21 protein-coding genes are annotated in these 26,845 nt (G+C 42.5%); 14 read left to right on the top strand and 7 right to left on the bottom strand.

Annotated elements, in window-relative coordinates; all coding sequences use genetic code 11:
* The first annotated feature begins 113 nt into the window (after positions 1-113).
* The 4 genes from ftsZ to ACP26M_RS26085 all read left to right on the top strand — a co-directional run bounded on the left by ftsZ (position 114) and on the right by ACP26M_RS26085 (position 5,620).
* Entirely contained in the window at positions 114-1,721 is a 1,608-nt protein-coding gene (gene ftsZ, locus ACP26M_RS26070; protein ID WP_426584611.1) for a cell division protein FtsZ, read from the top strand.
* A 440-nt stretch (positions 1,722-2,161) separates the two neighbouring features.
* On the top strand, positions 2,162-3,406 hold the full coding sequence (locus ACP26M_RS26075) for an aminotransferase class I/II-fold pyridoxal phosphate-dependent enzyme (RefSeq protein WP_373615081.1): 1,245 nt from the start codon (positions 2,162-2,164) through the stop codon (positions 3,404-3,406).
* Positions 3,407-3,688: 282 nt separating this feature from the next.
* Positions 3,689-5,125 carry a glycoside hydrolase family 125 protein gene (locus ACP26M_RS26080; RefSeq protein ID WP_426584613.1) on the top strand — a complete coding sequence of 479 codons (1,437 nt, stop codon included), beginning with the start codon at positions 3,689-3,691 and terminating at the stop codon, positions 5,123-5,125.
* A gap of 315 nt (positions 5,126-5,440) precedes the next feature.
* Positions 5,441-5,620 carry a histone H1 gene (locus tag ACP26M_RS26085; RefSeq protein WP_090529881.1) on the top strand — a complete coding sequence of 60 codons (180 nt, stop codon included), beginning with the start codon at positions 5,441-5,443 and terminating at the stop codon, positions 5,618-5,620.
* A gap of 98 nt (positions 5,621-5,718) precedes the next feature.
* Here ACP26M_RS26085 and dapA read toward each other — a convergent pair whose 3' ends face one another.
* Together dapA and ACP26M_RS26095 are read right to left on the bottom strand one after the other, a co-directional pair.
* Positions 5,719-6,615, bottom strand: coding sequence for a 4-hydroxy-tetrahydrodipicolinate synthase (gene dapA, locus ACP26M_RS26090; protein ID WP_426584616.1), 897 nt, complete (start codon positions 6,613-6,615; stop codon positions 5,719-5,721).
* Between the two features lie 434 nt (positions 6,616-7,049).
* On the bottom strand, positions 7,050-8,888 hold the full coding sequence (locus tag ACP26M_RS26095) for a UbiD family decarboxylase (RefSeq protein ID WP_426584618.1): 1,839 nt from the start codon (positions 8,886-8,888) through the stop codon (positions 7,050-7,052).
* A 156-nt stretch (positions 8,889-9,044) separates the two neighbouring features.
* Here ACP26M_RS26095 and ACP26M_RS26100 point away from each other — a divergent pair, with 156 nt between their 5' ends.
* From ACP26M_RS26100 to ACP26M_RS26110, 3 genes are all read left to right on the top strand, one after another.
* Complete coding sequence (locus ACP26M_RS26100) at positions 9,045-9,881, top strand: sulfite exporter TauE/SafE family protein (RefSeq protein WP_090529871.1); 837 nt, start codon at positions 9,045-9,047, stop codon at positions 9,879-9,881.
* Between the two features lie 141 nt (positions 9,882-10,022).
* Complete coding sequence (locus tag ACP26M_RS26105) at positions 10,023-10,403, top strand: DUF1634 domain-containing protein (protein WP_090529868.1); 381 nt, start codon at positions 10,023-10,025, stop codon at positions 10,401-10,403.
* A gap of 43 nt (positions 10,404-10,446) precedes the next feature.
* Positions 10,447-10,674, top strand: coding sequence for a KTSC domain-containing protein (locus ACP26M_RS26110; RefSeq protein ID WP_426584621.1), 228 nt, complete (start codon positions 10,447-10,449; stop codon positions 10,672-10,674).
* On the opposite strand, the gene ACP26M_RS26115 is transcribed toward ACP26M_RS26110, so the two are convergent.
* Positions 10,671-13,115: an outer membrane beta-barrel protein gene (locus ACP26M_RS26115; RefSeq protein WP_426584623.1), complete on the bottom strand. Its 2,445-nt coding sequence runs from the start codon at positions 13,113-13,115 to the stop codon at positions 10,671-10,673. The genes ACP26M_RS26110 and ACP26M_RS26115 overlap by 4 nt on opposite strands.
* Before the next feature lie 286 nt (positions 13,116-13,401).
* On the opposite strand from ACP26M_RS26115, the gene ACP26M_RS26120 reads away from it, so the two are divergent.
* Positions 13,402-14,718 carry an alpha/beta fold hydrolase gene (locus tag ACP26M_RS26120; RefSeq protein WP_426584625.1) on the top strand — a complete coding sequence of 439 codons (1,317 nt, stop codon included), beginning with the start codon at positions 13,402-13,404 and terminating at the stop codon, positions 14,716-14,718.
* Positions 14,719-14,850: 132 nt separating this feature from the next.
* On the opposite strand, the gene ACP26M_RS26125 is transcribed toward ACP26M_RS26120, so the two are convergent.
* Positions 14,851-15,321, bottom strand: a complete 471-nt coding sequence (locus ACP26M_RS26125; protein WP_426584627.1) for a DinB family protein — start codon at positions 15,319-15,321, stop codon at positions 14,851-14,853.
* A 137-nt stretch (positions 15,322-15,458) separates the two neighbouring features.
* On the opposite strand from ACP26M_RS26125, the gene ACP26M_RS26130 reads away from it, so the two are divergent.
* On the top strand, positions 15,459-17,240 hold the full coding sequence (locus ACP26M_RS26130; RefSeq protein WP_426584629.1) for a DUF885 domain-containing protein: 1,782 nt from the start codon (positions 15,459-15,461) through the stop codon (positions 17,238-17,240).
* A gap of 84 nt (positions 17,241-17,324) precedes the next feature.
* On the opposite strand, the gene ACP26M_RS26135 is transcribed toward ACP26M_RS26130, so the two are convergent.
* Complete coding sequence (locus tag ACP26M_RS26135) at positions 17,325-17,567, bottom strand: hypothetical protein (protein ID WP_090529851.1); 243 nt, start codon at positions 17,565-17,567, stop codon at positions 17,325-17,327.
* A gap of 153 nt (positions 17,568-17,720) precedes the next feature.
* Here ACP26M_RS26135 and ACP26M_RS26140 point away from each other — a divergent pair, with 153 nt between their 5' ends.
* Entirely contained in the window at positions 17,721-18,641 is a 921-nt protein-coding gene (locus ACP26M_RS26140; RefSeq protein ID WP_426584631.1) for a DUF6263 family protein, read from the top strand.
* A 67-nt stretch (positions 18,642-18,708) separates the two neighbouring features.
* On the opposite strand, the gene ACP26M_RS26145 is transcribed toward ACP26M_RS26140, so the two are convergent.
* Positions 18,709-19,044 (bottom strand): hypothetical protein, encoded by a 336-nt coding sequence (locus tag ACP26M_RS26145; RefSeq protein WP_090529844.1) that lies wholly within the window; start codon positions 19,042-19,044, stop codon positions 18,709-18,711.
* A gap of 19 nt (positions 19,045-19,063) precedes the next feature.
* Entirely contained in the window at positions 19,064-19,678 is a 615-nt protein-coding gene (locus ACP26M_RS26150; RefSeq protein ID WP_426584634.1) for a TNT domain-containing protein, read from the bottom strand.
* 199 nt (positions 19,679-19,877) lie between these two features.
* On the opposite strand from ACP26M_RS26150, the gene ligA reads away from it, so the two are divergent.
* From ligA to ACP26M_RS26170, 4 genes are all read left to right on the top strand, one after another.
* Positions 19,878-21,890 (top strand): NAD-dependent DNA ligase LigA, encoded by a 2,013-nt coding sequence (gene ligA / locus ACP26M_RS26155; RefSeq protein WP_426589775.1) that lies wholly within the window; start codon positions 19,878-19,880, stop codon positions 21,888-21,890.
* Between the two features lie 128 nt (positions 21,891-22,018).
* Entirely contained in the window at positions 22,019-22,249 is a 231-nt protein-coding gene (locus ACP26M_RS26160; RefSeq protein WP_373615073.1) for a hypothetical protein, read from the top strand.
* Between the two features lie 83 nt (positions 22,250-22,332).
* On the top strand, positions 22,333-24,783 hold the full coding sequence (locus ACP26M_RS26165) for a DUF5686 and carboxypeptidase regulatory-like domain-containing protein (protein WP_426584636.1): 2,451 nt from the start codon (positions 22,333-22,335) through the stop codon (positions 24,781-24,783).
* Positions 24,784-24,838: 55 nt separating this feature from the next.
* Positions 24,839-26,818, top strand: a complete 1,980-nt coding sequence (locus tag ACP26M_RS26170) for a gliding motility-associated C-terminal domain-containing protein (RefSeq protein ID WP_426584638.1) — start codon at positions 24,839-24,841, stop codon at positions 26,816-26,818.
* Positions 26,819-26,845 lie beyond the last annotated feature (27 nt).

Consider the following 26,845-nt stretch of genomic DNA (forward strand, 5'->3'; position numbering starts at 1 on the left):
TAAACTTATTCACATTGCTCACAATTGTGGATAAACCTTGTTGAAAAAGTGTTATTATTACGATGGTAAAATCTAATGTTGGGTTGAATTACATATAGCTGAAAACGAAGATTATGCATTTTGAAATGTTAAAAGAAAAATCGTCAATCATCAAGGTAATTGGTGTTGGCGGTGGTGGTGGTAACGCGGTAAACCATATGTACAGGCAAGGAATTACCGGTGTTGATTTTATAATATGCAACACTGATGCCCAGGCATTGGAGCTGAGCCCTATACCTAACAAGGTGCAATTGGGTGCCAGTTTAACCGAGGGCATGGGTGCAGGCTCAATACCCGAAGTAGGCAAAAATTCGGCTATTGAAAATATCGACGATATTAAACAGATGTTGGGCGTTAATACCAAAATGCTGTTCATTACAGCGGGTATGGGCGGTGGCACGGGTACAGGCGCAAGCCCTATCATTGCCAAGGCAGCGCGCGAAATGGATATATTGACGGTGGGTATTATAACCACACCTTTCTCTTTTGAAGGTAAACGCCGTAAAATGCAGGCCGATGCAGGTTTGGAAGAACTGCGCAAGTATGTCGATTCGTTCCTGGTGATCTCGAACGACAGGCTTCGTCAGATCTTCGGTAACCTGACAATGAGCTCGGCGTTTGCCCAGGCTGATAATATATTGACCACGGCTGCCAAAGGTATTGCCGAGATCATCACCTTGCCGGGTTATATAAACGTCGACTTTAAAGATGTGCGCACGGTAATGAAGGATAGCGGTGTATCTATCATGGGCAGCTTTAGCGCCGATGGTGAAAACCGTGCCCTTAAAGCTGTTGAAGGTGCTTTGGCATCGCCATTGCTGAAAGACAATGAGATTGAAGGTGCAAGGTATATATTGCTGAACATCAGCTCGGGCCTTAAAGAGGTTACTATGGATGAGATCAGTGTAATTACTGATTATATCCAGGAAGAAGCCGGCTTAGCTGCCGACCTGATTTGGGGTAACTGTATCGACGAAAACCTGGGCGAGCAATTATCAGTAACTATTATTGCTACAGGTTTCCAAACCAAGGACGAGCGCGAAAAGGAAAATAGCAACAAGAAGATAGTTTCCATGCTTGTTCCCGAAGAACCACAGCAGGCAAGACCGGTTAACGAGTTTATAAAACCAGTTAAGGTTGATGCTCCTGCCGAGCCTTATGCTAAAGCTCCTAAAGAAGATGCTAAACAAGCCGGGTTGTTTGATATGTTTGCCGGCAGTCGTCAGGAAGAACCTGCTGTTGTAAGGCATAGCCTAATGAATGAAGAGCCAGAGGTTGATAACGAGCCGGATACTGCCGGGTTTACTTTTAAAATGAGTGAACCGGTTAGCTACGAGCAGCCTGTAAGGGAACAGCCGCGTATGCCCGAGCCTGAACCGGAGCCAGCGCCTGCACCGCAACCGGTTGGCGCTGATGATAATAAAACCAACGAATCGATAGAAGAGCAGTTAAAAAAATCGCGCGAGCGCATTATGAGACTGAAAGACCTGAGTATGAAACTGCGTACCGGCAATATCCAGGAACTGGAAAATGTCCCTGCCTACAAACGTAAAGAGATAGCGTTGCAGGATACCCCTGCATCTGACGAAAGCCAGATCTCCCGTTTTTCCCTGATGCAGGATAGCGAAGGTAACGTGGAGATCAGGAATAACAACTCGTATTTGCACGGAAACGCGGATTAAGAAGAGATGCAAGACTTTTAGAGTCAAGAATCAAGAGAAATAAAAACCACAATAATTGAATGGGAGATCAACACAAGAATTAAATCTGAAAGTTGATTTCCCTTTTTGTTATTATAGTAAAAAAATGTCATTCGATAGAGCAGGGCGGGCAGAGGGCGTTGGGGCGAAAGAGAAATCTTGTACGTTATGCGATAGTGCGTTGTATGTAGTAATTGCAGAGCGTACAAGATTTCTCCTCACCCGATCACACAGGCCATCTCTCTGTTCGTCGAAATGACAGCAGTTTTATATTTAGGGAAGGAATATCTCTTCTCTTGATTCTTACCTCTTGATTCTTGCTTCTTTCCTAAAGGTTATAAGCTATTCTAAAAAGTTATAGCTATTGTTTAAAGGTGTTTTAACGGCTATATTTGCATTTAAATTTATAAAAACAATTCATTTTGGATTTATTTGATAAAATAACAAAAAGCTTAGGTGGGCCGATAGGTCAGCATCAAAAGTGGTCGCATGGTTATTTTTCTTTTCCTAAGCTGGAAGGTGAGATAGGCCCGCACATGGAGTTTAAGGGAAAAGAGCATTTAGTTTGGAGTCTTAACAATTACCTTGGCTTGGCTAATCATCCCGAAGTAAGACAGGCTGATGCGCAAGCCGCTGCCGATTACGGTATGGCTTACCCTATGGGTGCAAGGATGATGTCGGGAAACTCAATTCATCACGAAGAGCTGGAGAACAACCTGGCTGCTTTTGTTGGCAAGCAATCGGCCTTTTTGCTAAATTACGGTTACCAGGGAATGGTATCTATAATTGATGCACTGGTTGACAGGAATGACGTTATTGTTTACGATGCCGAATCGCACGCCTGTATCATTGATGGCGTACGTTTACATATGGGTAAACGCTTTGTTTACCAGCACAATGACATTGAAAGCTGCGAAAAGCAGCTTGAACGTGCAACTCGCTTAACCGAACAAACCGGCGGCGGGATTCTGTTAATTACCGAAGGTGTTTTTGGTATGTCGGGCGCGCAAGGCAAACTTAAAGCAGTTGCCGATCTTAAAAAGAAATTCAACTTTCGTTTATTGGTTGATGATGCGCATGGTTTTGGTACCATGGGTAAAACCGGTGCCGGTACGCATGAAGAGCAGGATTGTATGGATGAAGTGGATGTGTACTTTGCTACCTTTGCTAAATCAATGGCCGGTATTGGCGCTTTTGTAGCTGCCGATCAGGATATCATCCATTATTTGCGTTACAATATGCGTTCGCAAACTTTCGCCAAAGCATTGCCTATGCCAATGGTATTAGGTTTAAAAAAGCGCTTTGAAATGCTGAAAAGTCAGCCGGAGCTTCGTGAAAAATTGTGGCAGATTGCAAATGCTTTGCAGCAAGGTTTACGGGAACGTGGTTTTGACCTCGGAGTATCAAATACTATGGTTACCCCGGTATTTCTAAAAGGCGATCTTTTTGAAGCCACCGCCCTAACCCGCGATCTGCGCGAAAACTATGGCATCTTTTGTTCGATAGTAGTGTACCCGGTTATCCCTAAAGGATTAATTGTACTAAGGCTGATCCCAACAGCGGCTCATAGTTTGGAGGATGTACAACGTACCCTTGATGCTTACAGTGCTATCGGTGAAAAATTAAAGGCCGGTTATTACAAAGAGAATAAACTGGAAATTGCTTAAACGCATTTGCTAATACTTAGAAGCCTCGGAGAGATCCGGGGTTTTTTGTTTTTTTTTGCATCTGTTGTAGAGGCGCATCACATGCGTCTCCCGTTTGAAATGCCGCTATGGTGAATAAATTGCGAAGGGCTTTTGCCCTTCTGGCAGACGTATGTAATGCGTCTCTACGTTGAAGATTACCACCTCTTAAAAATCCTTGATAAAACGTTCCTAAATTATTTTAGCAAGCTTTTTTGTTTAACAAAAACCCTTTTCTATTTTTACGCCTACCATATCAAAACCATGAAATTAACCAGACGACATTTTATAAAAATTAACAGCGTTGCAGCTGCCGGTATCGGTTTGGGTGTAACCCCTGTATTTGCTTCAACTTTGGCTCCTGCCTTCGAGACCCAGCGCCCAAAGCTGGCCGACCGTAAATTTACCAGCAAGGCTGTGGAAGCTATTATTAAAAAGGTTAAGGCCGATATTAAAGACCCCGAAGTAGCCTGGCTGTTTGAAAACTGCTATCCAAACACTTTAGATACTACGGTAAATTATTCTGAAAAAGATGGCAAGCCCGATACCTTCGTGATCACCGGTGATATCAACGCGATGTGGATGCGCGATTCATCGGCGCAGGTTTGGCCGTATCTGCCGCTCATTAAAAATGATCCGGCACTTAAAAAATTAATTCAGGGCGTGCTAAGCCGTCAGGCTAAATGCGTGATCATTGACCCTTATGCCAATGCCTTTAACGAGGGCCCGACCGGTAGCGAGTGGGACAGTGACCGCACTACCATGAAACCCGAACTGCACGAACGTAAATGGGAAGTCGATTCACTTTGCTATCCTGTAAGGCTGGCATACAATTACTGGAAGATCAGCGGCGACAGCAGCTTTTTTGATGGCAACTGGCAAAAAGCAGGTAAGATCATCCTGGCTACGTTTAAAGAACAGCAACGTAAGGATGGTAAAGGCCCGTACTTTTTCCAGCGTAAAACCGAGACACAAAGCGATACCGCACCAAACAGAGGCTACGGTAATCCCGTTAAACCCGTTGGTTTGATCTGCTCTATCTTCCGTCCTTCGGATGATGCTACCATTTATCCATTTCTGATCCCCTCAAACTACTTCGCTGTAGCAAGCTTAAACCAAATGGCCGAAATGTACAGTACCATCGGTCATGATAATGCTACCGCTGATGCTTGTAAGGCTTTAGCAACAGAGGTTCAGGCGGCACTTAAACAATATGCTGTTGGCCATCACCCGCAATTTGGTCAGGTTATCCCGTTTGAGGTTGATGGTTATGGAAACCAACTTTTCATGGATGATTCGAACGTTCCAAGTCTGTTGGCTCTGCCTTATCTTGATTCGGTAAAAGTTGATGATCCGTTGTACCAAAGTACCCGTAAATTTGTACTGAGCGATAGTAATCCTTACTACTTTAAAGGCACCGTTGCCGAAGGCATTGGAGGCCCGCACGTGGGTATAGGTTATATTTGGCCAATGGCAATCATTATGCGCGGTATTACATCAACCGATAAAGCAGAGATTGTACAGTGCATCAAATGGCTGAAAAGCACACATGCAGGCACCGGTTTCATGCACGAATCCTTTAATAAAGACGATGCAAAGGACTTTACCCGCAAATGGTTTGCCTGGGCTAACACTTTATTTGGCGAATTGATACTAAAAGTGCACGAACACTACCCTGACATACTACAACAGACTTTTTAAACCAGCTGAATATGTTAATACTTAATAGTATTTAAAATACTGCGTTTAAGTTGTATGGTTTGCTGTAAATATTATTTATGCCGAATTATGGCTTGTATTTTAATTATTAATGAATCTTATTTTTAAATATAGGTTTGATTTAAACTTTTTAATAAAAAATAAGCAACGGTTAATAAATCAAAATGGGCAAAAATGTGGAAAAAAACCACTGTTAAGGCCGTATTTTTTGGCTTCAAAAGTTTTTAATTACCAAAAAACATTTTAGCTTAGCTTTAATTAAAACAATAAACCTCAAAATTTAAAAGGAGTAATTAAATGAAAAAATTTACTGAAGTAAAAGAGCTTGTAGCAGCTTTAGAGGCCGACGCCGACAAATTCTACAATAAAGGAAACAGCGCTGCCGGTACACGTGTACGTAAAGGTATGCAGGATCTTAAAAACCTGGCACAGGCAATCCGCCTTGAAGTTCAGGAGGCGAAGAATAAAGAGGCTTAGTAAGATTTTTATCATCTTATTCCAATAAAAAACCCGGTCCATGGACCGGGTTTTTTATTGTTGAAATTTATGAAGTTTATGCGTTTCTCGAAAGGCATTTACGCCTTCACCGCTACTGGGGCTAACTTTTTAAGCTCTTCCACAATAGCACCGGCAGTTTTTTCGCTTACTTGTACCAATGGCAGTCTCACAGTATCGCCGCAGATGCCTAATTGTTTTAGGGCAGTTTTAACGCCTGCAGGGCTGCCTTCGGCAAACATTAATCGGGTAAACTCAATCAGGTTAAAATGCGCTGCATGTGCTGCTTTGTAATCGCCGTTCAGCAAAAGCCTAACCATGTCAGATAGCTGGCGTGGCAAAGCATTACCAATAACCGATATTGCACCAACTCCGCCTAAGGCCATCATTGGCAAAGTAACCGGGTCATCGCCTGATATGAACAGGAAATCCTCGGGCTTGTCGCGCATCAATTGGTTAAACAGGTCGAAATTGCCCGATGCTTCTTTGATACCGATTATGTTTTTAAACTCCTTCGCCAGGCGTACAGTTGTTTCGGCGCTGATGGTACTGCCTGTACGGCTTGGTACGTTATACAGAATTATAGGCAGTTTAGTATTTTGTGCTATAGCCCTGTAGTGCTGATAAATACCTTCCTGGGTAGGTTTGTTATAATGCGGACTTGCTGAAAGTATAGCATCATAGCCTTTTATATCAAACGATTTTATTTGCTCAACAACTTCATGAGTATTATTACCGCCAATACCCGCCACCAGGCCAACGCGCTTATTTACCACTTCGGCTGTGAAAGCCCAAACCTGCTTTCGTTCAGCCTCGCTCAATGTGGCACTTTCGCCGGTTGTACCTAATGATACAAGGTATTCCACCCCGCCATCAATCAAATGTTCAATCAGGTTTCTCAACCCGTTGTAGTCAATTTGACCATCCGCATGAAAAGGGGTTACCATAGCTACCCCTGTTCCGTAAAATATATTCATGATTAAAATTAAAAGGATGCTAATATAGTGATTAGTGAGCGGAGATTAGAGGTTTATTTTTCGGAAAAGTGCCTTGGTTTGATTTAAAGTTAGATTTTGGATTGAGGAGGGTGCTTTTTCGAGCGTCACTTTTTGGTGCAAGTGTTGTGTGATAGCCCGTGGGTATGCTCACTTGTGCCTTATTTGCAACTTTGAAGATGAAATGGGCGTTGCCTGGGGCCCAGGCTTTCCGCTCATACTGCACTGGCATTAGCCACACGGCAGGTATCCGCTGCAATCCTTAACGCATTTGTCTAAGCCGGAATCTTATAGAATTAAGAAATTGTCAGAGGGCAATGCAAATTCTATAAATTCTTTAATTCTATAAAATTCGAGTTTAGATAAGAAGTAGGTAAAAATCAAGAAATCTTTAAATCCTCTTAATCAAGGTTCTGTTATATTATCCCAAACAAGGATCCACCCTTTTCGCCCAGCTTATCAACTGTTTTCTCTACTTCCGGCACCCGCTCCAACACGGGAGCGTGATGTGGTTTGATGCGGGCATCAATGATTAGCGGACCGTTACAGCCCCAGTGTTTGTGCTCTGTAAAGCTGCCAACACCATAAATATCATGCGACGGGTTGCTGCGGGTAAAGGTTACCCAAACAAAATTGTTAATGGTTTGGGCGGCGAAACCGGCATCATCGCAGAGTACCATTAAAGGCAAGCCGGTAAGGTCTTCATCCTGCAGGCTGTATTCTATAATGCTGATAATGTTATCTATGTCCTTGTGATTTACATGTTTGGGCACTTCAACCATGAGCACACCAGGCATGGCCATTTTGTAAGCACTGATCGGGCGGGGGAGACTAAACCAATCCGGGAGTTCCGTCCAAAGTTCGCGTTTGATATCGCCGGCCACGGTAACAGCTAATTTACTACCCGAGTTTAGGCCTTCGCCGCTATAGTCAAGTGTATCGATAGTAGTGTTGGTATGAAAATGCAGGTCGCGGGTAAGGTCTACCCTTTGCAGAATGTGCTTCAGGAATCCGCCGATATCGTTTATATTAAGTTTAGGCTCGTCCTCCTGTGCGGCAATGAACAGGTATTTTGCGAGGCTCAGCTGGCCTTTGCCCAGTATGTGATTGGCGATAGTAACTATCTCCTGTGGTTTGCGCTCTTTAAGGTAAGGGGTATAGCGCTCGCTGCCAATGGCAAAAAGCAGGGGATGCACACCTGCCGCGTCAACCGCATTTACAGCATGCAGACCGGGGATTTCTTTAGGAATAGCTGAACCGGTAATTTCATGGATCAAAGCCCCAAAGCTGGTATCCTCCTGCGGCGGGCGACCAACCACAGTGAACGACCAAACGGCATCTTTACGGTGATAAACATTATGCACCTTCATCAGCGGGAAGGGATGTACCAAACTGTAATAGCCCAAATGATCGCCAAAGGGGCCTTCAGGTTTATTTTCGTGCGGCATAACTGTGCCGGTGATCACAAAATCAGCATCAGCCGAAATACAGAAACCTTCTGCATCATAAAAATATCGGAAGCGACGGTTCCCTAATGCACCTGCAAAAGTCATTTCTGATAAACCTTCGGGCAGGGGCATTACGGCAGCTACGGGATGTGCCGGTGGCCCGCCTACAAAAATGCTGACTTTTAATGGTTGCCCTTTGGCATTGGCTTTGGTTTGATGCACGCCAATACCCCGGTGTATCTGGTAATGTAAACCGATCTCCTGGTTTTGTACATAGTCATTACCGGCAAGCTGGATGCGGTACATGCCCAGGTTGGCGTTCATGATGCCGGGTTTATCCATATCCTCGGTATACACCTGGGGCATGGTAACAAATGGGCCACCATCCATAGGCCAGTTTACAATTTGCGGGATATCGCTGATGTTACATTTGCCAAATTTAATGGGTGCGCCTGCGCCGCTTTTCATAGGCAATGCCGAGAGCGCCGTTAACCCAATGCCTGCATATTTAAAAGGATTTTTGATGGCCTTTATCGGATCGTTTTTAATATCGACGAGTACCTTGATCTTTTCAAGTGTGTCCCTGAAAATAAATTTCGACCTGTCGAGTGTACCAAACAGGTTGGATACTGCCAGAAAACGATTCCCTTTTACGTTTTCAAATAGTATGGCAGGCCCTTCGTTTTCAAATACACGCAGGTGTATGGCCGCCATTTGCAAGTAAGGATCCACCTGTTCCTTAATGCGTATTAAGTGGCCGTTTTTTTCGAGATCGGCAATGCAGGCTTGTAAACTTGAATAACCCATAGGTGCGAAATTAAGAAATTAGTTCATTGGGTCATTCATTTCATTGTCATTGGGTCATTGACATTTCGGGTAAGTTTCACGCTCAATTAACATAGGCAACAACTCAATGACCTAATGATAAAATCCTTACTTTAGCCGGTAAATATCAATTACCCTATGTCGGTAACAGTACTAACGCTTATCATACTTGTTGGGTCGTATTTGGCGGGTTTGCTGGGCTCGTTAACCGGGTTGGGCGGAGGGGTTGTTATTATTCCGCTGCTTACTATTTTACTTGGAGTGGACATTCAATACGCCATCGGGGCTTCGCTGATCTCGGTTATTGCCACGTCATCAGGTTCGGCAGCAGCTTACGTTAAAGAAGGGATTACCAATATCAGGCTGGGGATGTTCCTGGAGATTGCCACAACGGCCGGCGCCATGGTTGGCGCACTGATAGCAGTTTATATCCCGACTAATTTTATAGCGGTATTATTTGGAGTGATCCTGATCCTCTCGGCAGTAATGTCGTTACGAAAAAAATCGCAGCAAATCCATCAGCAAAAAAGTGCATTGGCCGAAAGGCTGAAACTAAACGGCAGTTTCCCCGGCCCGGCAGGCGAAATTACATATTCGGTAAGGAACGTAGGTGGCGGCTTTTTCATGATGCTTTTTGCGGGGGTAATATCAGGCTTGCTGGGCATAGGTTCGGGAGCGCTGAAAGTTTTGGCGATGGATGGTGTTATGCGCATCCCTTTTAAGGTATCAACTACTACCAGCAATTTTATGATAGGGGTTACCGCAGCAGCAAGCGCGGTAGTTTACCTGCAACGGGGGTACATTGATCCCGGGCTTTCGATGCCGGTAGCTATTGGGGTTTTATTAGGTGCCTTAAGCGGATCAAAAATATTGGTACATACTTCATCGTCGGGATGGCTACGTGTGGTTTTTGCCGTGGTGGTTACGTTTTTGGCATCGCAAATGATATATAAAGGAATTACAGGAACTATATAATTTGTCATTAGGTCATTGCGTCATTAAGTCATTTTTGTGTGAGGTTAAGTGACATGGCTGGTCGACCTGATAAGAAAAATGACTTAATAAAGCAATGGCGGGTAAGAATGACTTAATGACCAAATGACATAATGATATAAAATGAGCAAATTCAAAGATACCGATATGCAGGCCGTGATTGGCTGGATACTGCGCGCGGGAGTGCTGGTATCAATGAGCGTTATTTTTATTGGCGGGGTTATTTACCTGTACAGGCACGGGCAAACCCATGTTGATTACAGCAAGTTTGTTGGTGTGCCCGATTTTGTGAGTAATCCTGGTGGCATTATACACGGTATCTTTACTTTACGCGGCCGGGCAATTATACAGGCGGGGATAATTTTGCTGATAGCTACACCGGTTATCCGGGTGTTATTTTCGGCTATTGGTTTTATTATGGAAAAGGATTACCTGTACACGGCTATCACAGTACTTGTGCTGCTTATCATTTTAATTAGTATGATAAGCGGTCACGCGGGCTGATATTTTAAAAACTTTTTTGTATTTAATATAGTATATATAATAAATGCAACGACGTACAGTACAATCATCGGCTTTAAGCAGCGTTGGCTATGATCCGGACGCCCGCATCCTTGAACTTGAATTTCGGGAAAATGGCGGTGTGTGGCAATACTTCGGTTTTCCTTTATCTGCCTATAACAAGTTTATTAGATCCGATTCGCTTGGGCATTTTTTTGTTACACGTATAAAAGGCAAATACCCTGAATTAAAGGTTAGGTATGCGCATTATTAATTTCCGGTGCGACGGCGCTCATCATCATTACCCGTATTGCGTTTATTGGCTGATTTAACTGTGCTTTTGCCAAAGCGGTAACTAAAGTTAAGCCTTACAATGCGCGTATCGCGCTTATTTACCTCCGAAAGATCAATGTTTTGATATCTGGCACGGTTGCGCCCCCTGTCGGTATTAAATACATCGTTTAGTGCTAATTTAATAGTGGCCCGCTTATCTAATATTTGCTTGCTGATACCCGCATTTACCGAATAACTTGCTTTTAGTTCATTGATGCCGTAAATGGTAGGGGTTTCATACCTGCCCGATATTTCGCCAAGTAATGTACCGGTAATGGTAAAGTTTTGTGTGCTGCCAAAAATAATGTCCTGCTTGCCCCTGTCAAAATCGCCGTTTTGCGCATAAGCTTTGTAACGTACATAAATGGCATCAAGGTTAAAACTGGCCGACCACCACCTGGTAAATTGCACAGGCGCGTAAAATGAAGCCCCGTAAACAAAGATCTGCCCGAAGTTTTTACGGAGAGTTATGTTAACCTTAGTCGAATCGTTTTGCTGATATACCGGGAAATCATAAGCATTATTAGTAACTGTATAATACAGTTCGGTTGAAAAGGTTTGGTTATAAGTATGGGAGATTTGTATGGTGTTGGTGTATTCCGGCTTTAGCTGAGGGTTGCCTGCACGATAATCATACAGGTCGGTATAGTACAAAAACGGATTGATATCTTCGTAAAGCGGCCGGTGAATACCTCGGTTATAACCAATACCGATGATATTTTTTTTATCGGCCTCATAACTTATTTGTACCTGCGGAAAAAGGTTAAAATAATTATTGGTATTTATCGCCGGTACCCGCTCATTTAATCCCCATGATTTACCGGTTGCATGAGTGTTTTCGGCACGTATACCTGCCGTAATATCCCACTTACCTATTTTATTTAGATAATTGATATATCCCGCGCTCACTGCTTCGGTATAAAGGAACCTGTTGCTGAAATTGGGGTCGGCCTCATATATATTGTTTATTTTGGGGCCAAAAATGAGATTGTTATTGCTGCGGGTGTTGTTATATTTAATGCCAGCCTCCAATCGTGAGGTTTTGTTTAATGGGTTAACCAAATCAATTTTTGATGTCCAGATGTGGATATCTGACGGCGAAAGGTTTTCCAACTCAAGATCATCGCGGTAAGTATTGCCTGCCGGGGTAAAAAAGCTATTGGTAATAAATTCATTAGAGTGGCGGGTGTAGGTTGAATAGTTACCATCTACCGAGATACTGCGGCCGCTTTTATCCAACACCGCGTTATAATTGATATTGTAGTTTAAATAGTTGCTGCCCCGGTCAAGGTTTGAACGGGCCCTGATTATTGAATCGAGCTGCTGTTGGTTGCTGATGTACAGGTCGTTATGCTTTATAAAATCATCACTCCTGATAATTCCGCTTACTAAAAAGCCTATAGTTTGCTTTGGGTTGATAGTATAATCGGCCCCTATTTTAAAGTTGTGGTTAGTGGTTTTTTGAATATTGTTATAATCAACATCGTAATTACTCAGGGTCTCGTTATAAGCAATGTTACGGTTGGTTGTAATAGTACGTGTGCCTTTATTATTATCGTAAGTGTAATTTCCAAAAATATTGAGTTTACTGGTGCGGTTGTTGAAAACAATGCCTGCTGTACTTTTGTAATACTTTCCATAACCTGCCATAGCGGTAACCGTACCGTTAGTACCCAGATTTTTACCCTTTTTTAAAATGATGTTGATGATTCCTCCGCCCGAGGCGTCATATTTGGCCGACGGGCTACTGATCATTTCAACCTGGTCGATAGTGCTGCTTTGCATACTTCGGAGCAAACTGGTAAGATCATCCCCGGTAAGGTTGGTAGGTTTGCCGTCGATGGTTATTAATGCTGCTTGTCTGCCGTTAATACTTAAAGTTTCGTTGCTGTTAACCCTTACCCCGGGTGATTGCCTCAGGATATCAAAGGCCGAATTTCCTTCGGCCAGGATGCTGTTTTGTACACTTAATACAATTTTACCGGGTTTTACCTCAATATATGGCTTTCGGGCAACTATCTTAACTTCTTTTAGCTGGTTATCCGAAAGTTTTAAAACAATATCGTTGGCTGTTATTTTTTGGCCTGCGGTAACTTTATAAGGGCCGGCATAAACTTTTACGTAACCTATTTTGCTGATAAGCACGAGGTAGCTATCAGGCTGTAGTCCCTGAAATTCAAACTGGCCATTTTTATTTACCATGTTTGATTTTAATACAGATGAATCGGCAGCAGCAAGCAATACTGCGGTGGCTGCATCGGCCGGTTGGTTATTTTCGATTAAAACTTTACCCTGTATTGTTGAAGGTTTTGTTTGGGCAAACGAAATACAATACCCTCCCGCCAGGAATGCAAAAAATAAGCCTGCTATTAAAACCCTCATTAATCAGTAATGTAGAAATTTACTGTAGTTTAAAAAAATATAAAAATGTATCGCAATATAATACAATATATATAAAATTATATGTATTGTATTGATATTTTAATTATATAATATAAAAGAATGTTGCAACATTAGTATGGATTATGCCGGGCAAAAGGTTTTATATTAATGCCATTAAATATTGTTTGCAAAAAACCATGCAACGACATAAATAAACAAAACAACCTGATTTTTTCTTTATTTTCGGCCTCAATACATCATTGCACTGTATATTGACCATTATAACATGAAAAAACTTTGTCTGTTTATATTAGTTGCCTGTTTTGCAGGGAATTTATTTGCACAAACGCCTCCGGCCAATTATGCTACGGCCTTAAATAAATTTAAACAGCTATACAATAATAATCAGCCGGATAGCATATACAGCATGTTTGGGCCAGAAATGAAGAAGGCACTTTCACAAGCCGATTTCAAAAGTACAACTGGCCAGTTAAAAACACAATTGGGCACATTGTTACAGGCCGATCTTGAAAACTATGAAACCCCGATAGCGCATTATAAAGCTACATTTCAGAAAAGTGTTTTTTTATTAAATCTGTCGTTAAACGCCGATAATAAATTTACGGGCCTGTCATTGACACCGTACAAAGCGCCGGCTACAACTGCTGCGGCAAGTACCGCGGCGGGTACAACCATAGCTACCGATCCTTCTCTGGTCGAGTCGCCTGTAACGGTTAAAACTTTATTGGGTTCAATATCCGGAACATTAGCTATGCCAAAGGACGCTAACGGAAAGGTGCCGTTGGTATTGATCATTGCAGGCTCAGGTCCTACCGACAGGGATGGTAACAGTCCAAAACTGGGCCTCCATGCCAATGTTTATAAGATGATAGCTAACGAGTTGGGAAAAAAAGGCATAGCATCCTTGCGTTATGATAAACGTTTGGTAGGGCAAAGCACTACATCCATTAAGGAAAACGAGATCAGGTTTGAGGATTATGTAGAAGATGCCGCCGCCTTGCTTAACATGCTTTCGTCAGATGAGCGTTTTTCACGGATAATTATTCTGGGACACAGCGAAGGTTCGTTGGTTGGCATGATGGCTTCGCTTGATGAGCCGATAAAAGGCTTCATATCAGTGGCCGGTGCCGGTGATTCGGCAGATAAGATTCTCACTGAACAGATGAAAGCGCAACCTGCTTTTATATCTGAAGGCTTTAACCGGATGCTTGATAGTTTGAAACGTGGTAAAACAACCGATAATATCGACCCCGCTTTGTATTTTATAGCTCGGCCGAGTATTCAAAAATATTTGATGTCATGGTTCAGGTATAATCCGCAACGCGAGATCAGGAAGGTAAAAGCACCAATATTGATCATCCAGGGAACCACCGATTTACAGGTAACTGTTGGTGACGCCGAAAAGTTGAAAAAAGCAAAGTCAGATGCTATACTTGATATTATCCCCAACATGAATCATGTGTTGAAAGAAGCCCCGGCCGATAAGGAAAAGAACAAGGCAACTTATAATGAGCCTGATTTACCGCTTAAACCGGAGTTTGTAATGGCGATAACAAACTTTGTGCTGAAGACAACGAGGTAATCTTATTAAACATACGTCATTGCGAGGAACGAAGCAATCCCAAACTGTACAAAGAAACTTTACATAGCCGCTCTGCTAATTGGGGATTGCTTCGTTCCTCGCAATGACGGTTGTATATGGTTATCTTACATATCACCAAGCCCCCAATAACCTCCTGATCACGATGATCTCGGCAACGTGGTAAGCATTGTGATCGGCAGCCTGTAACGCTTCGCGGAGGATGGTTTGCCCATCGCCATGCGGAATTTTTTTATAGATATCTTCGCTTTTCACGAGTTCTATTAGCTCTTCCAAATCGCTGTCAATCTGTTCAAGGCTGTTATCCCAGGCTGCATCATCTTTTGGTGCAAGCTCTTTTGGCCAGTAATCATCGGGCCAGTTGGGCGATTCGTGGCTGCCGTCTTTGCTAAATTCAAGCATATCCCACTGGGCTATCCGGATATGTTCAACCAGTTGCCATATAGTATAAGGAAGTTTATCAACTTTAACCCCGCGAAGATTGGGCGGTAAACCACCGAGCGCTTTTTTCAGATCTGCATGTGCGTTGCCGCCTTGCAGCAAATGCACAATTTCATTTACTAAAACTTTATGTTCATTATTCATAGGTAATCCAAATTATAACGACTAATTCTCGCACCCCCTTTAGGGGGCCGGGGGCTTAAAGTAACAAATTCGTCGCCGGTTTGATTTATTTGGCTTAAAAGTTTTAAGTTTATGCTTCATTGTAAAACTCATCAGTTGTGGTCAGAAACATATTTTTAAAATTAACACTCGCCGTTGTTTTATTCATGGTTGCCTTTATCGGCTGTAAAAAAGATGGGGGCAGCGGCACCGGTCCGTTGTTAGGGAAGGATGATGAAGCTTTTATTAAATACGAGAACAAGTTTCTGGATAACTTCTGGAAGTTGAACCCCGATTGGGCAACTTCAGCAGGATATCACAAATACGATAGCTTGATGGTGTTGCCTAACGAGCAAAGCCGCGATAAGCTGGTAACCTTTGCCAAATACCAGGTTGATTCATTGAGTCGCTTTGAGGTAAATACGCTGTCTGAAGCTAATAAAATAGATTACAAGATTCTTCAAAATCAGCTTGAATACCTGCAATGGCAGGTGCGCCAGTTAAAACAATATGAGTGGGACCCATCGTCATATAACGTTATCGGGACCTTCGCTTACATCCTGAATGAGCATTATGAGCCTCTTCCTAAACGTCTGCGTCATTTTTATCAGCGCATGTCGTTTATTCCGCAGTATTACAAAGACGCCCAAAAACAAATTAAAAACCCGGTAGTTGAACTTACCAGCCTGGCTATTGAGCAAAACCTGGGTGGGCTTGATGTAATAGGAAAAGACTTCGCAGACTCGCTTAAGAAAACCAATATCCCCAAAGCTGAGCAAAAGTTAATGACAGACAGGGCTGCGCAGAGCGTTGTTGCCATTAAAGCCTATGCCGATTGGCTTAAAGCACTTAAAAATGATCACCCAAGAAGTTTCAGGCTGGGCAAGGATTTGTATGAGGATAAGTTTAAATACGAAATTGTAGCTACTAATACCGCCGAAAAAATTTACAACGCCGCGGTTGAACGTAAAAAATACATTCACCGCGAAATGGGCAAGATCAGTAAACAGCTTTGGCCGAAATATTTTGGCAAACAAGCAGCGCCTGCCGATAGCCTGCTCATGATAAGCCAGCTGATAGATACCCTATCATCAAAACATGTAAAGCCTGAAGATTTTCAATCGTCAATTGAACAGCTGATACCTAAGCTGAACGCCTTTGTTAAAGCTAAAGACCTGGTAACGCTTGATCCGTCAAAACCGTTGATCATTCGTAAAGAGCCTGGTTACATGGCGGGTGTGGCAGGCGCGTCCATGAGCGGCCCTGGCCCGTACGATAAAAATGGTAATTCATACTATAACGTGGGCAGCCTGGCCGGCTGGAGCAAGGAGAAAGCCGAAAGCTACCTGCGCGAGTACAACAATTATATTTTACAGATCCTGAGCATTCACGAAGCTGTGCCAGGGCATTATGTACAGGGTGTATACTCCAATAAAGCCCCAAGTATCATCAAAGCTGTGTTTGGTAACGGTGCCATGGCCGAAGGCTGGGCGGTATACACCGAGCAAATGATGCTGGAGAACGGCTTTGGCAATAATGAACCCGAAATGATGCTGATGTGGTATAAATGGAACCTGCGTTCGGTATGTAACACCATTTTGGATTATAGTGTTCATAGCGGCAGTATGACCAAAGATGAAGCAATTAAGCTACTAACCCGCGAAGCTTTCCAACAGCAGGCCGAAGCCGATGGCAAATGGAAGCGCGTTAGCGTAACCAGCGTTCAGCTAACTAGCTATTATACCGGCTATAAAGAAATCATAGATTTGAGAGATGCCTATAAACTAAAAATGGGTGATAAATATAAACTGAAAGAGTTTAACGAAAAGTTCCTGAGTTACGGCAGTGCGCCGGTTAAATTTATCAGGGAAGCCATGCTGGCTAAAACCAGCGGAAATTAATTGATAGTCCACAGGTATAAACTCATGGACTATGAACCATGGGTTTATCTCCCATGAACTATCAAATTCTTTTTTATTAACAGCTTAGGCGTAATGATTTTTTATCTGGTGCTCAAGCTGGGCCATGACGTTTTTCTTTAGTTTACCCTTATAGCAGGTACAGCCGTCCTTATCCAGGTTAAGTTCGGCAATTGTCTTACCCTGGTAAATCACGCGGAAATTTCCTGCTTCGTTGGGTAAAATTGCCAAAATACGTTCATCTTCTCCCGAAAAATTGATCAGCACATGAAACTGGTGCTGTGGTATAAATGCTATCTGCTGTAACATAAAAACCTCTCTTTCCGCTAAATTAGGTGTGTGAAAAATTAAAGAGCCGAGCGCAGTATAAAGTTAACGAATTTGTTTTTAATTAATTGTTAGGAATTTTAAGTTTTTTGTAAGAGATATTATAATATATTTAGCGCTTACATATTACCAATCATGAAGAAAATTTTGATGGCCGGTTTACTGGTTATAGGAGCGGTAACCGGTTATGCGCAGAAGGTAAAACCGGCTTTAAAACTAATTAAAGGCAATAGTTATTACTTATCTACTACGGCACACTCTGTTGTAAAGCAAACTATAAATGGGCAGGTTAATAATATCGATATGACGATTGACGGCAAAATGTCATTCAAAGTATTAAATGCTAATGATTCTCTTTATTATATGGAGGTTAACTATACCAAAGTGGGTATGAAAATGCAGCTGCCTACGGGTAATGTAACTTTTGATTCTGATAATAAGGATACCACAAATATTATGGCCAGAATCATGTCGGGCATAACCAATAAACCATTTACGGCAACGCTAACCAAAAGCGGCCGGATTAGGTCGATAGAGAACGCCGAGAATATGATCACATCTATGATAGATGGCTTTAAGGAGGTGCCGGCCGAAAAGAAAGAGCAATTGAAAACGCAGCTAACCCAATCTTTTGGATCAGGGGCGCTTAAAAGCAACCTGGAAATGGCCATGTCGGTGCTGCCCGAAACGGCGGTGGCAAAAAATGATAAATGGACAATTAAAAATAACCTGGAAGGTGCTATGAGCGCGAAGGTCATATCTGTTTATCAACTGGTTGATATCACTCCGCAGAGCTACCTGATACACGGAAATGCCACACTTGAAACAGATAATACTGCCAGTTATAAAACCGTTAGTAATATGCCCATGAAATACAATATGAAAGGTACTATGGTAGCTGATGTTGTTGTTGACAAGGCTACCGGCTGGATCTCCAGTTCAAAATTAAAGCAAAACATTGACGGTACTGTCGAAATAAAAGATAACCCGCAAGTTCCGGGCGGTTTAACATTCCCTATGAGTGTTACCAGCGAAACATCAAGTACCGACCATTAATTAAAACAGATAGTAATAAAAAAACCTGCCGGTTACGGCAGGTTTTTTTATTGTATAAACAGTGGTATTACAATATCCAAAAGCCTTCAAAATAAAGTTTATACCTTGTTGGCTGAAACTCGCCATATGCGAAAACAGCAATAGAGTTCCCCTTTTTAGTATAATATAGCCTGAGCCTTTCGCTGCCCTTGTATAAATTAAGAAAGTCGGCATTAAAGCCGCCTGTTTTTACAATGGTTTTAAAGTCGTCGGGTGTAATTACCTTATGCAGATCTTCAAAATTATTATTGGCAAAATCACCGAACTTTATATCACCGGCAGGCAGTTTAAATGTTTTATGTATTACCTCGGCTTCGTCTCCATCAAACAACAATGATTTTGTTACTTCATATTTTGTGATCATATTTTAATATATCGCGTTTTTATTGTTTTACCTCTTCAATGTAACCGCCTGCTTTCAGGTCGTTAACAGTGGCTGGTACTTCATACTGGATACCCAAGCCCGGTTTGCCAAACCATGGAATAATTTTACCCTCCCTAACTTTGGCTATAGGCTTCAGGATCTTGTAAATTTTGTACGGCTTGCTAAGAGTATTATCCGGCAAAGCACGCATTGGGAAGGGTACGCCTTTTGGCGATACAAAAGTGCCTTTATCCTGAAAAGTGCCGGTAGAATCGCTATAACCGCCATAGCGGTCAATCAACACACCCTTTTTTAGAGTAATGATGATAAGATTTACTGCGCCACGGTTTGGAGGCCAACCGCCGTTAAGGTTGTTGGCGGTAAAGAATTTTTCGAGGGCGTCCCATTTCTCGGTTTTCCATAGCAGCCAGGCCGAATCGGCAAGGGCTTTTTTACTGCTGGTGTCGGCAAAGTCGGTTACTGAACTTTTAAAGTCATCATAAGTAATGCCCCGTACCGGCAGTTTGTGATGGTTTGCAGCAGGGTTGTGGGCATGTTTTAGTGGTTTTGTTTGCGCGGTTGCCAAAAAAGGCATCAACCATACTGACAGGATCAGGATTTTTAGTGTTTTCATTCGATGTAGTTTTTTGTTTGATAAATCTACTATGTGCTCCGCGTTTATGAAAGAGATTTATCATATTTATTTTATTGGTATTATATGCAATATCATATGCTAATTATTGTTATTGCATGCCAAAAAAACGTTATTGCCAAAAGCCGGTATTTACCGTGGTGAAAAGGATGAAATAAAGGAAATTATTACCTTCGTACCTATGTCATCAGCTGAAACAAAAAAACAAATAGAGGTATTAACCGCCGAACTTAAACAGCACAATTACAACTACTATGTGCTGGCTATGCCAACCATTTCTGATTTTGATTTTGATAAAAAACTGGAGTTGCTTAATAAACTCGAAAAAGAATACCCGGAGTTTGCTGACCCTGATTCGCCAACACAAAAGGTAGGCGGTGATATAACCAAGGAATTTGTAACGGTTAGGCACCGCTGGCCGATGTTATCGTTGGGCAATACCTATAATGAACAGGAGCTATTTGATTTTGATCAGCGGGTCCGCAAAGCCATTGGTGATAACTTTGAGTACGTATGTGAGCTTAAGTTTGATGGTTTGAGCATGAGTCTCACTTATGAAGACGGCAAACTGGTGCGGGCCGTTACCCGCGGTGATGGTGTACAGGGTGATGAGGTTACCACCAATATTAAAACCATTCATACCATACCTAAGCGCCTGCATGGCGAAGGCTATCCCGGCTATTTTGACATCCGCGGTGAAGTGTTCATGCACCGCAAAGCTTTTGACAGGTTGAATAATGAACGTATCGAAAGTGGGGAGGTTCCTTATGCTAATCCCCGTAACTTTGCCTCAGGCACAGTAAAAATGCAGGATTCGGCCGAAGTAGCCAAACGCCCGCTTGATTGCTTCCTGTACTTTTTGTACACCGAAAAAACAGTATTTAAAACCCATTGGGAAAGCCTGCAGGCTGTTAAAACCTGGGGGTTTCATACCAATGAGCATAGTGAGCTTTGCGGGGATATTAATTGCGTTTTGGCATTTATTAATAAATGGGATAAGGAACGTTTTAACTTGAGCTATGATATTGACGGCATTGTTATTAAAGTAAATAATTACTCACAGCAGCAGGAGCTTGGCTTTACCGCCAAATCGCCGCGCTGGGCCATATCTTACAAGTTTAAAGCCGAAAGGGTGGAGACAGAGCTCCTTGAGGTCACTTATCAGGTGGGCCGTACCGGTGCAGTAACCCCGGTTGCCAACTTAAAGCCTGTACTGCTTGCTGGCACAACAGTAAAACGTGCGACGCTGCATAACGCCAATGAGATCATCCGGCTTGACCTGCATGAGGGTGATACCGTTTTTGTTGAAAAGGGCGGTGAAATCATCCCAAAGATCATTAGTGTAAACCCTGAAAAACGTAAGGCCAACGCTGTGCCTGTTGTTTACCGCGTTACCTGCCCGGCCTGCGATACTCCGCTTGAGCGCAAGGAGGGCGAGGCTGCGTTTTATTGCCCCAATGATGAAGGCTGCCCGCCGCAGATTATTGGAAAGATGCAGCATTTCATTGGCCGTAAAGCAATGAATATTGATGGGCTGGGTGATGAAACTATCGAAACCTTATACAGCAAGGGCTTTATAAGCCACATCAGCGATATCTATGAGCTGCATACCCATGCTGCCGAATTGAAACAGTTAGGCCGCTTTGGCGAAAAATCGATCAATAATATGCTTGATGGTATTGAGGCATCCAAGAAAATGCCTTTCGAAAAAGTACTGTTTGGTTTGGGCATCCGTTATGTGGGCGAAACGGTGGCCCGCAAGCTGGCTTTCCATTTTAAATCGATAGATAAATTAATGGGAGCGTCGGCTGAAGAACTTACAGCTGCCGAAGAAATAGGCGAACGGATAGCCCAAAGTATAACCGAATATTTTGCAGGTGAAATCCACCGGCAGGAAATACAAAAACTAAGGGAGCAGGGCCTGCAATTTATTGCCGAAGAAAAAGAAGTTGTACTGGCCAGTGAAAAGCTTGCCGGGATGAACTTTATTATATCGGGAACATTCGGCAACTTTTCGCGTGATGAGCTGAAAGATATCATTGAACAAAACGGTGGCAAGATATTGAGCAGTATCTCGGCTAAACTTAATTACCTGGTCGCGGGTGAAAATATGGGCCCTGCCAAGTTAGAGAAAGCTAATAAACTTAATATACCCATTATCAGCGATGAAGATTTACTTGCACTGATAAAATAAGCATTCCCATGTTGTTTATTTTGTTTATTAGTGAGGAATTTTATTTTTTGAGATCGGAAATTACGTTATTTGTATTACCGAAAGGACCCCATAATTAATTAAACGTACTAATGTTCGAATAATTTACTATGGAAAAATTTATACCTATACAAGAAAATATTTTTTGTGAACCCTGTAAGGAATGCGGCGAAAGGCCGGTTATAGAGCAGGTTAAAGGTAAATTTATTGTGAGGTGCCCTGAAAGCAAATCGCATTATCAAACAAAGCCAGGCCTGGTTGATATTAAGGATTGGAACATCAAAAATAAGCCACATCCGCCTCTTGGCAACAAAGATATATCAAAGAAAAAGGCATCCTAACCGGGTGCCTTTTCACATAATTTAACAATTTGGCGCTGTAACAATCAATTAATAAGTTTCATCTTAGCATAAACATCTGCTTAATGAAGCCAGCCTTAGTTGCGTTATTTTTAATATTCAATTTTTCTTCATATGCCCAGCAATTCAGCATTAGTGGTAAAATAACCAACCAGGAAGGTAAGCCCGTCCCCTTTGCATCCGTTTTTATAAAAAATACTACTATAGGGGTATCCGCCAACAGCGAAGGAACCTACCTGCTGCGTTTAAATGGCGGCCTGCAGGAAATTCAATACAAAGCAGTTGGCTATGCCCAGCAAAGCAAAATAGTTAACCTTGCAGCTAACCAGGTTATCAACATCAGCCTGCAAACAGAAACTTACCAGCTTAAGGATGTTACTGTGCATGCAGGGGCTGAAGATCCAGCTTATGCAATTATGCGTAAGGCCATTAAAAAACGCAAAACCTATCTTAACGAAGTTAAAGCCTATACCTGCGATATCTACATCAAAGGCTTACAAAAACTATTGGCCGCTCCAAAAACTTTCATGGGTTTTGATGTGCAAAAAGCTACCAGTGAAGCCGGCCTTGATTCAAACCGCCGCGGGATAGTTTACCTTTCTGAGTCGGAATCAAAATATAGCTTTATCAGGCCCGATAAGGTGCATGAGGAACAGGTGTCGTCAAAAGTGTCGGGCCGTAACAGGGCGTTCAGCTTTAACCGGGCATCGGATATGGCGGTTAATTTTTACCAGAATTATGAAACCTGGCGGGGTATGAGTAACCGCCCTCTGGTATCGCCGGTGGCTGATAACGCTATGTTTTATTATAACTATAGGTACATAGGTACTTCGGTTGAGAATGGCGAAACTATTAACAAGATCGAGGTGAGCCCTAAACGGGCACATGACCCATGTTTTGAGGGATATATTTATATTTTGGATGATAGCTGGCGCATTTACGGGTTGCAGCTTTACATAACCAAAAAGGCTAACATCAATTTTGTTGATACCCTTAAAATTAACCAGCAGTTTTTCCCTGTTAGCGAAAAGGTATGGATGACATCATCTGTTAAATTTGAATTTACAGGAGGTTTGTTTGGATTTAAATTAGGAGGTTACTTTATTTCGATCTACAAAAACTATAACCTCGACCCTGCATTAAACAAAGCCGATTTTAACGAAGTGCTCCGGATCACCAAGGGCATCAGCAAAGATTCTGCTTACTGGAACCAGGCTCGGCCTATTCCGCTTACCGGCGAAGAGGTTACCGACTACACCAACAAGGATAAGCTGGCCAAAAAACGCGAATCAAAAGAATATCTCGACTCGCTGGATAAAGCTAACAATAAATTTAAACCGGTAAACCTGCTTTTCACCGGCATCAATACCCGCAATCGATACAAAAAAGAATATTTTCATTACGATCCAATCATCGGCTCCCTGCTTTATAACACAGTAGAAGGTTTGGCTTTTGATTACGGCGCATCGTATAGCAAATTGATTGATACAGTCAATAACCGCTATTTTATGCTGAATGGCAAAATGCGGTATGGCTTGTCCAATCACCTGTTAAATGGCTCAGGAGGTGTTGCCTTACCGGTAATGCAGCGTTTTACATTGAGTTTAAGCGGGGGTTCGGATGTAGCCGACCTGAATAACCTGGCGCCTATGTCGACCTTTGTGAATACAGTTCACAGCCTGTTGGCACAACAGAATTTTAAGAAATTGTATCAGAAGCAGTTTGCTTTGGCTTCACTTTCGGGCAGGGTGACCGGCGGTTTGCGCGGTAGCGCATCGGTTGAGTGGGCTAACCGTACATCGTTGTTAAACACGGCTTCATTCAGTGTTTTTGATCCGCACGCCCATCAGTTTACGTCCAATAACCCGTTAGATCCTGATCATAACTCATTGTTGTTCCCCGAAAATCAGTCGCTCACCGTAAACCTGCAGGCCAGTTATGATTTCAGCAATAAATACGAAACCTATCCTTCGGGCAGGCGCTATCTGCCATCCAAATATCCAACCATCAGTTTAAACTACACTAAAGGTATCAGCAATGTATTAGGTTCGGATGTTAATTATGATAAAATCAGCGCGGAGATTTCAAAGGCAGATATTAGTATGGGTTTTTATGGCAGCAGCTCATTTTTTATAGGAGCTGGTAACTTCCTGAACGCTAAAAGCGCATTCTTCCCCGATTATTTCCACTTTGCAGGCAACGAGGTGCTTTCATACAAGCCGAGGTTAAACCGCTTCCTGTTATTGGATTACTATGATTTCAGTACGCCTGATAAATATCTTGAAGGGCATTTTGAACACAACTTTTCTGGTTTCATCATCAATAAGATCCCGCTGATCCGCAAGTTTAAACTGCAGGAGATCGTCGATGTAAATTACCTGTACACTCCCACGCTTAAAAACTATACCGAACTGGGTTTTGGATTGCAATATCTTAATATCCGTTTGATGTATGGCGTATCATACAATGGGGGTACTGAGGCAAAATCGGCAATAAGGCTTGGGATAAGCTTGTAATATGCTAATTATTAATTGCACTTAATATGGTGTAGATATTAGTAATACTGTATATTTGGCTCAAACTATTGTGCCTGAACATATCATTAACTTAAACCTTTTACTAAAAAGAGCTGCATTGCTGTTTAGTGTTATACTTTTAACTTTTGTTAAAGGGTACGCACAGCAGTTTTATGCTGCTACCGACCAGGGAATTTTACAACAGGTAACCATTACGCCTAACGGGGCGGTTTCAAAAAATGTTAATGGTTGTGGGGCGGGTTATTTTTCGATTGCGCTTTGGGGTAATAAGATCTATTATACCCTGGCTTTCGGTGGATTGAGTGTAGCTGATATAACCGGAGGTAATACCCCCCAGGTAACAAATTGCCAGTATTTGGCGTCGGTGCCCCCCGTAAATTCAATGACGGTTGATAAAAACGGGATCCTGTACATGGCCAGTGGGAACTCGCTGTATAAACTTGATCCTAAAAATCCCGTGCTTGTTAATCTGGGAATTATGCCGTACGGGGCTTCGGGCGACCTTGTATTTTATAACGATAAGCTATATATGGCAAGTTATAATGGCATTGTCGAAGTCTCTCTCGATGATCTCTCTCAAAGTAAATTAGTTATACCTATTACAGACCGGGTTGTATATGGTTTAACATCGGTAGCTTCCAGGGGGGCTGTAACGGTATATGCTATTGGTGTAAACAATAACAGGTCGGAGCTTATCGAACTCGACCTGAAAAATATGTTTATAAAAGGTATTGCCGGTTCACTGCCCTATATAGTTTATGATGCCGGCAGTACTGTTGAAACAGGTGAAATACCGGTAATTAAGCTTCAAAGCATTAATGTGACCCGGGAATGCAATGTGGTGAATAAAGGGCGGGCCGAAATTATTTGCGCCCCGCACGGAAATCAATATACCTATAAGCTTAATACGGGAGAAAGTAACACAACGGGTATTTTTGATAACCTGCTTCCCGGTGATTACCGGGTTACTATTACCTCAAATGGTGGTGAGGAGCCTAAAACATATCCATTTAATATTCCTGATTTTTCACTACAAGACCCCGTTGTTACTTTTAATAAAACGGATCCGGTTTGTGATATCGCGGGATCAATTAAATTGGAAACAAATGCCGATAAAGCGTTATACCAGGTAAAATATAACAATGCGGTTTACCCCATTGACCATGTTTTTGCAGATTTAATCCCGGGTGTTTATCACTTTTCAATTATAACACCAAACGGCTGTTTGCTTTACGAAAAAGATTGTACCCTCGTACAGGAAGTATGCCCGCCAATTGTTGTAAATGATATTGTCATCAAGCCCGAATGCGACTTTTACGGCGAAGCAAATGTTACCGTGCTCACAGCAGCTCATCCGGATCATTATACATATAGCTTAAACGGTATAAGCAACACTACCGGCGTTTTTAACAGGATGCTACCGGGTACCTATCAATTAGTAATCACTTCATCTGGCGGATCCCAGGCTGAAAAACAAGTTACCGTACCCGATTTTGCCTTGACCAAACCCTACGTATCATATACCGCTAAAAACGCGATTTGTACATTAGCGGGCCAGGTAAAGTTTAACACCTATGTAGAAGGGGTATCTATCGGCGCTATCAAGCATGGCGGCCAAAGTTATACACCCGATGAAACAATAAGAGGCCTCAGCGCCGGCACTAACCACTTTGTCCTGCTGGATAAGCAAGGTTGTATCATTACGGAATTGGATATTATGATAACGCAGGATTCATGTGAGCCGGTTACGTTTTTTAATACTTTTACACCCAACGGCGATGGCGTAAACGACTTATTCAGGCCTAATCAAAGCAGCAATCCTATAGCGTATAAGCTTACGGTTTTTAACCGCCTGGGTCAGCGGCTATTTGAGTCCGAAAGTATATATGATGGTTGGAATGGCAATTATAACGGGAAACCTGTGCCTACGGGTGTTTACTACTGGTTGTGCAACTATACCATGGGCGATGGACAGGTTGAGGTTCAAAAAGGGCATGTAACCTTGTTGAGGTAGCTTAAATGTGTTTGTTTACAATAGGCG

Source organism: Mucilaginibacter sp. R-33 (assembly GCF_049949235.1).
In the GTDB taxonomy this organism is placed as follows: Bacteria; Bacteroidota; Bacteroidia; order Sphingobacteriales; family Sphingobacteriaceae; genus Mucilaginibacter.

What these genes read in the sequence shown, in the direction of transcription:
- ACP26M_RS26115 (WP_426584623.1), bottom strand. Translation starts at nt 13,115, where the DNA reads ATGAGGGTTTTAATAGCAGGCTTATTTTTTGCATTCCTGGCGGGAGGG.
- ACP26M_RS26125 (WP_426584627.1), bottom strand. Translation starts at nt 15,321, where the DNA reads ATGAATAATGAACATAAAGTTTTAGTAAATGAAATTGTGCATTTGCTG.
- ACP26M_RS26140 (WP_426584631.1), top strand. Translation starts at nt 17,721, where the DNA reads ATGAAGAAAATTTTGATGGCCGGTTTACTGGTTATAGGAGCGGTAACC.
- ACP26M_RS26160 (WP_373615073.1), top strand. Translation starts at nt 22,019, where the DNA reads ATGGAAAAATTTATACCTATACAAGAAAATATTTTTTGTGAACCCTGT.
- ACP26M_RS26135 (WP_090529851.1), bottom strand. Translation starts at nt 17,567, where the DNA reads ATGTTACAGCAGATAGCATTTATACCACAGCACCAGTTTCATGTGCTG.
- dapA (WP_426584616.1), bottom strand. Translation starts at nt 6,615, where the DNA reads ATGAATATATTTTACGGAACAGGGGTAGCTATGGTAACCCCTTTTCAT.
- ACP26M_RS26100 (WP_090529871.1), top strand. Translation starts at nt 9,045, where the DNA reads ATGTCGGTAACAGTACTAACGCTTATCATACTTGTTGGGTCGTATTTG.
- ACP26M_RS26120 (WP_426584625.1), top strand. Translation starts at nt 13,402, where the DNA reads ATGAAAAAACTTTGTCTGTTTATATTAGTTGCCTGTTTTGCAGGGAAT.
- ACP26M_RS26110 (WP_426584621.1), top strand. Translation starts at nt 10,447, where the DNA reads ATGCAACGACGTACAGTACAATCATCGGCTTTAAGCAGCGTTGGCTAT.
- ACP26M_RS26080 (WP_426584613.1), top strand. Translation starts at nt 3,689, where the DNA reads ATGAAATTAACCAGACGACATTTTATAAAAATTAACAGCGTTGCAGCT.
- ACP26M_RS26150 (WP_426584634.1), bottom strand. Translation starts at nt 19,678, where the DNA reads ATGAAAACACTAAAAATCCTGATCCTGTCAGTATGGTTGATGCCTTTT.
- ligA (WP_426589775.1), top strand. Translation starts at nt 19,878, where the DNA reads ATGTCATCAGCTGAAACAAAAAAACAAATAGAGGTATTAACCGCCGAA.
- ftsZ (WP_426584611.1), top strand. Translation starts at nt 114, where the DNA reads ATGCATTTTGAAATGTTAAAAGAAAAATCGTCAATCATCAAGGTAATT.
- ACP26M_RS26165 (WP_426584636.1), top strand. Translation starts at nt 22,333, where the DNA reads ATGAAGCCAGCCTTAGTTGCGTTATTTTTAATATTCAATTTTTCTTCA.
- ACP26M_RS26145 (WP_090529844.1), bottom strand. Translation starts at nt 19,044, where the DNA reads ATGATCACAAAATATGAAGTAACAAAATCATTGTTGTTTGATGGAGAC.
- ACP26M_RS26095 (WP_426584618.1), bottom strand. Translation starts at nt 8,888, where the DNA reads ATGGGTTATTCAAGTTTACAAGCCTGCATTGCCGATCTCGAAAAAAAC.
- ACP26M_RS26085 (WP_090529881.1), top strand. Translation starts at nt 5,441, where the DNA reads ATGAAAAAATTTACTGAAGTAAAAGAGCTTGTAGCAGCTTTAGAGGCC.
- ACP26M_RS26105 (WP_090529868.1), top strand. Translation starts at nt 10,023, where the DNA reads ATGAGCAAATTCAAAGATACCGATATGCAGGCCGTGATTGGCTGGATA.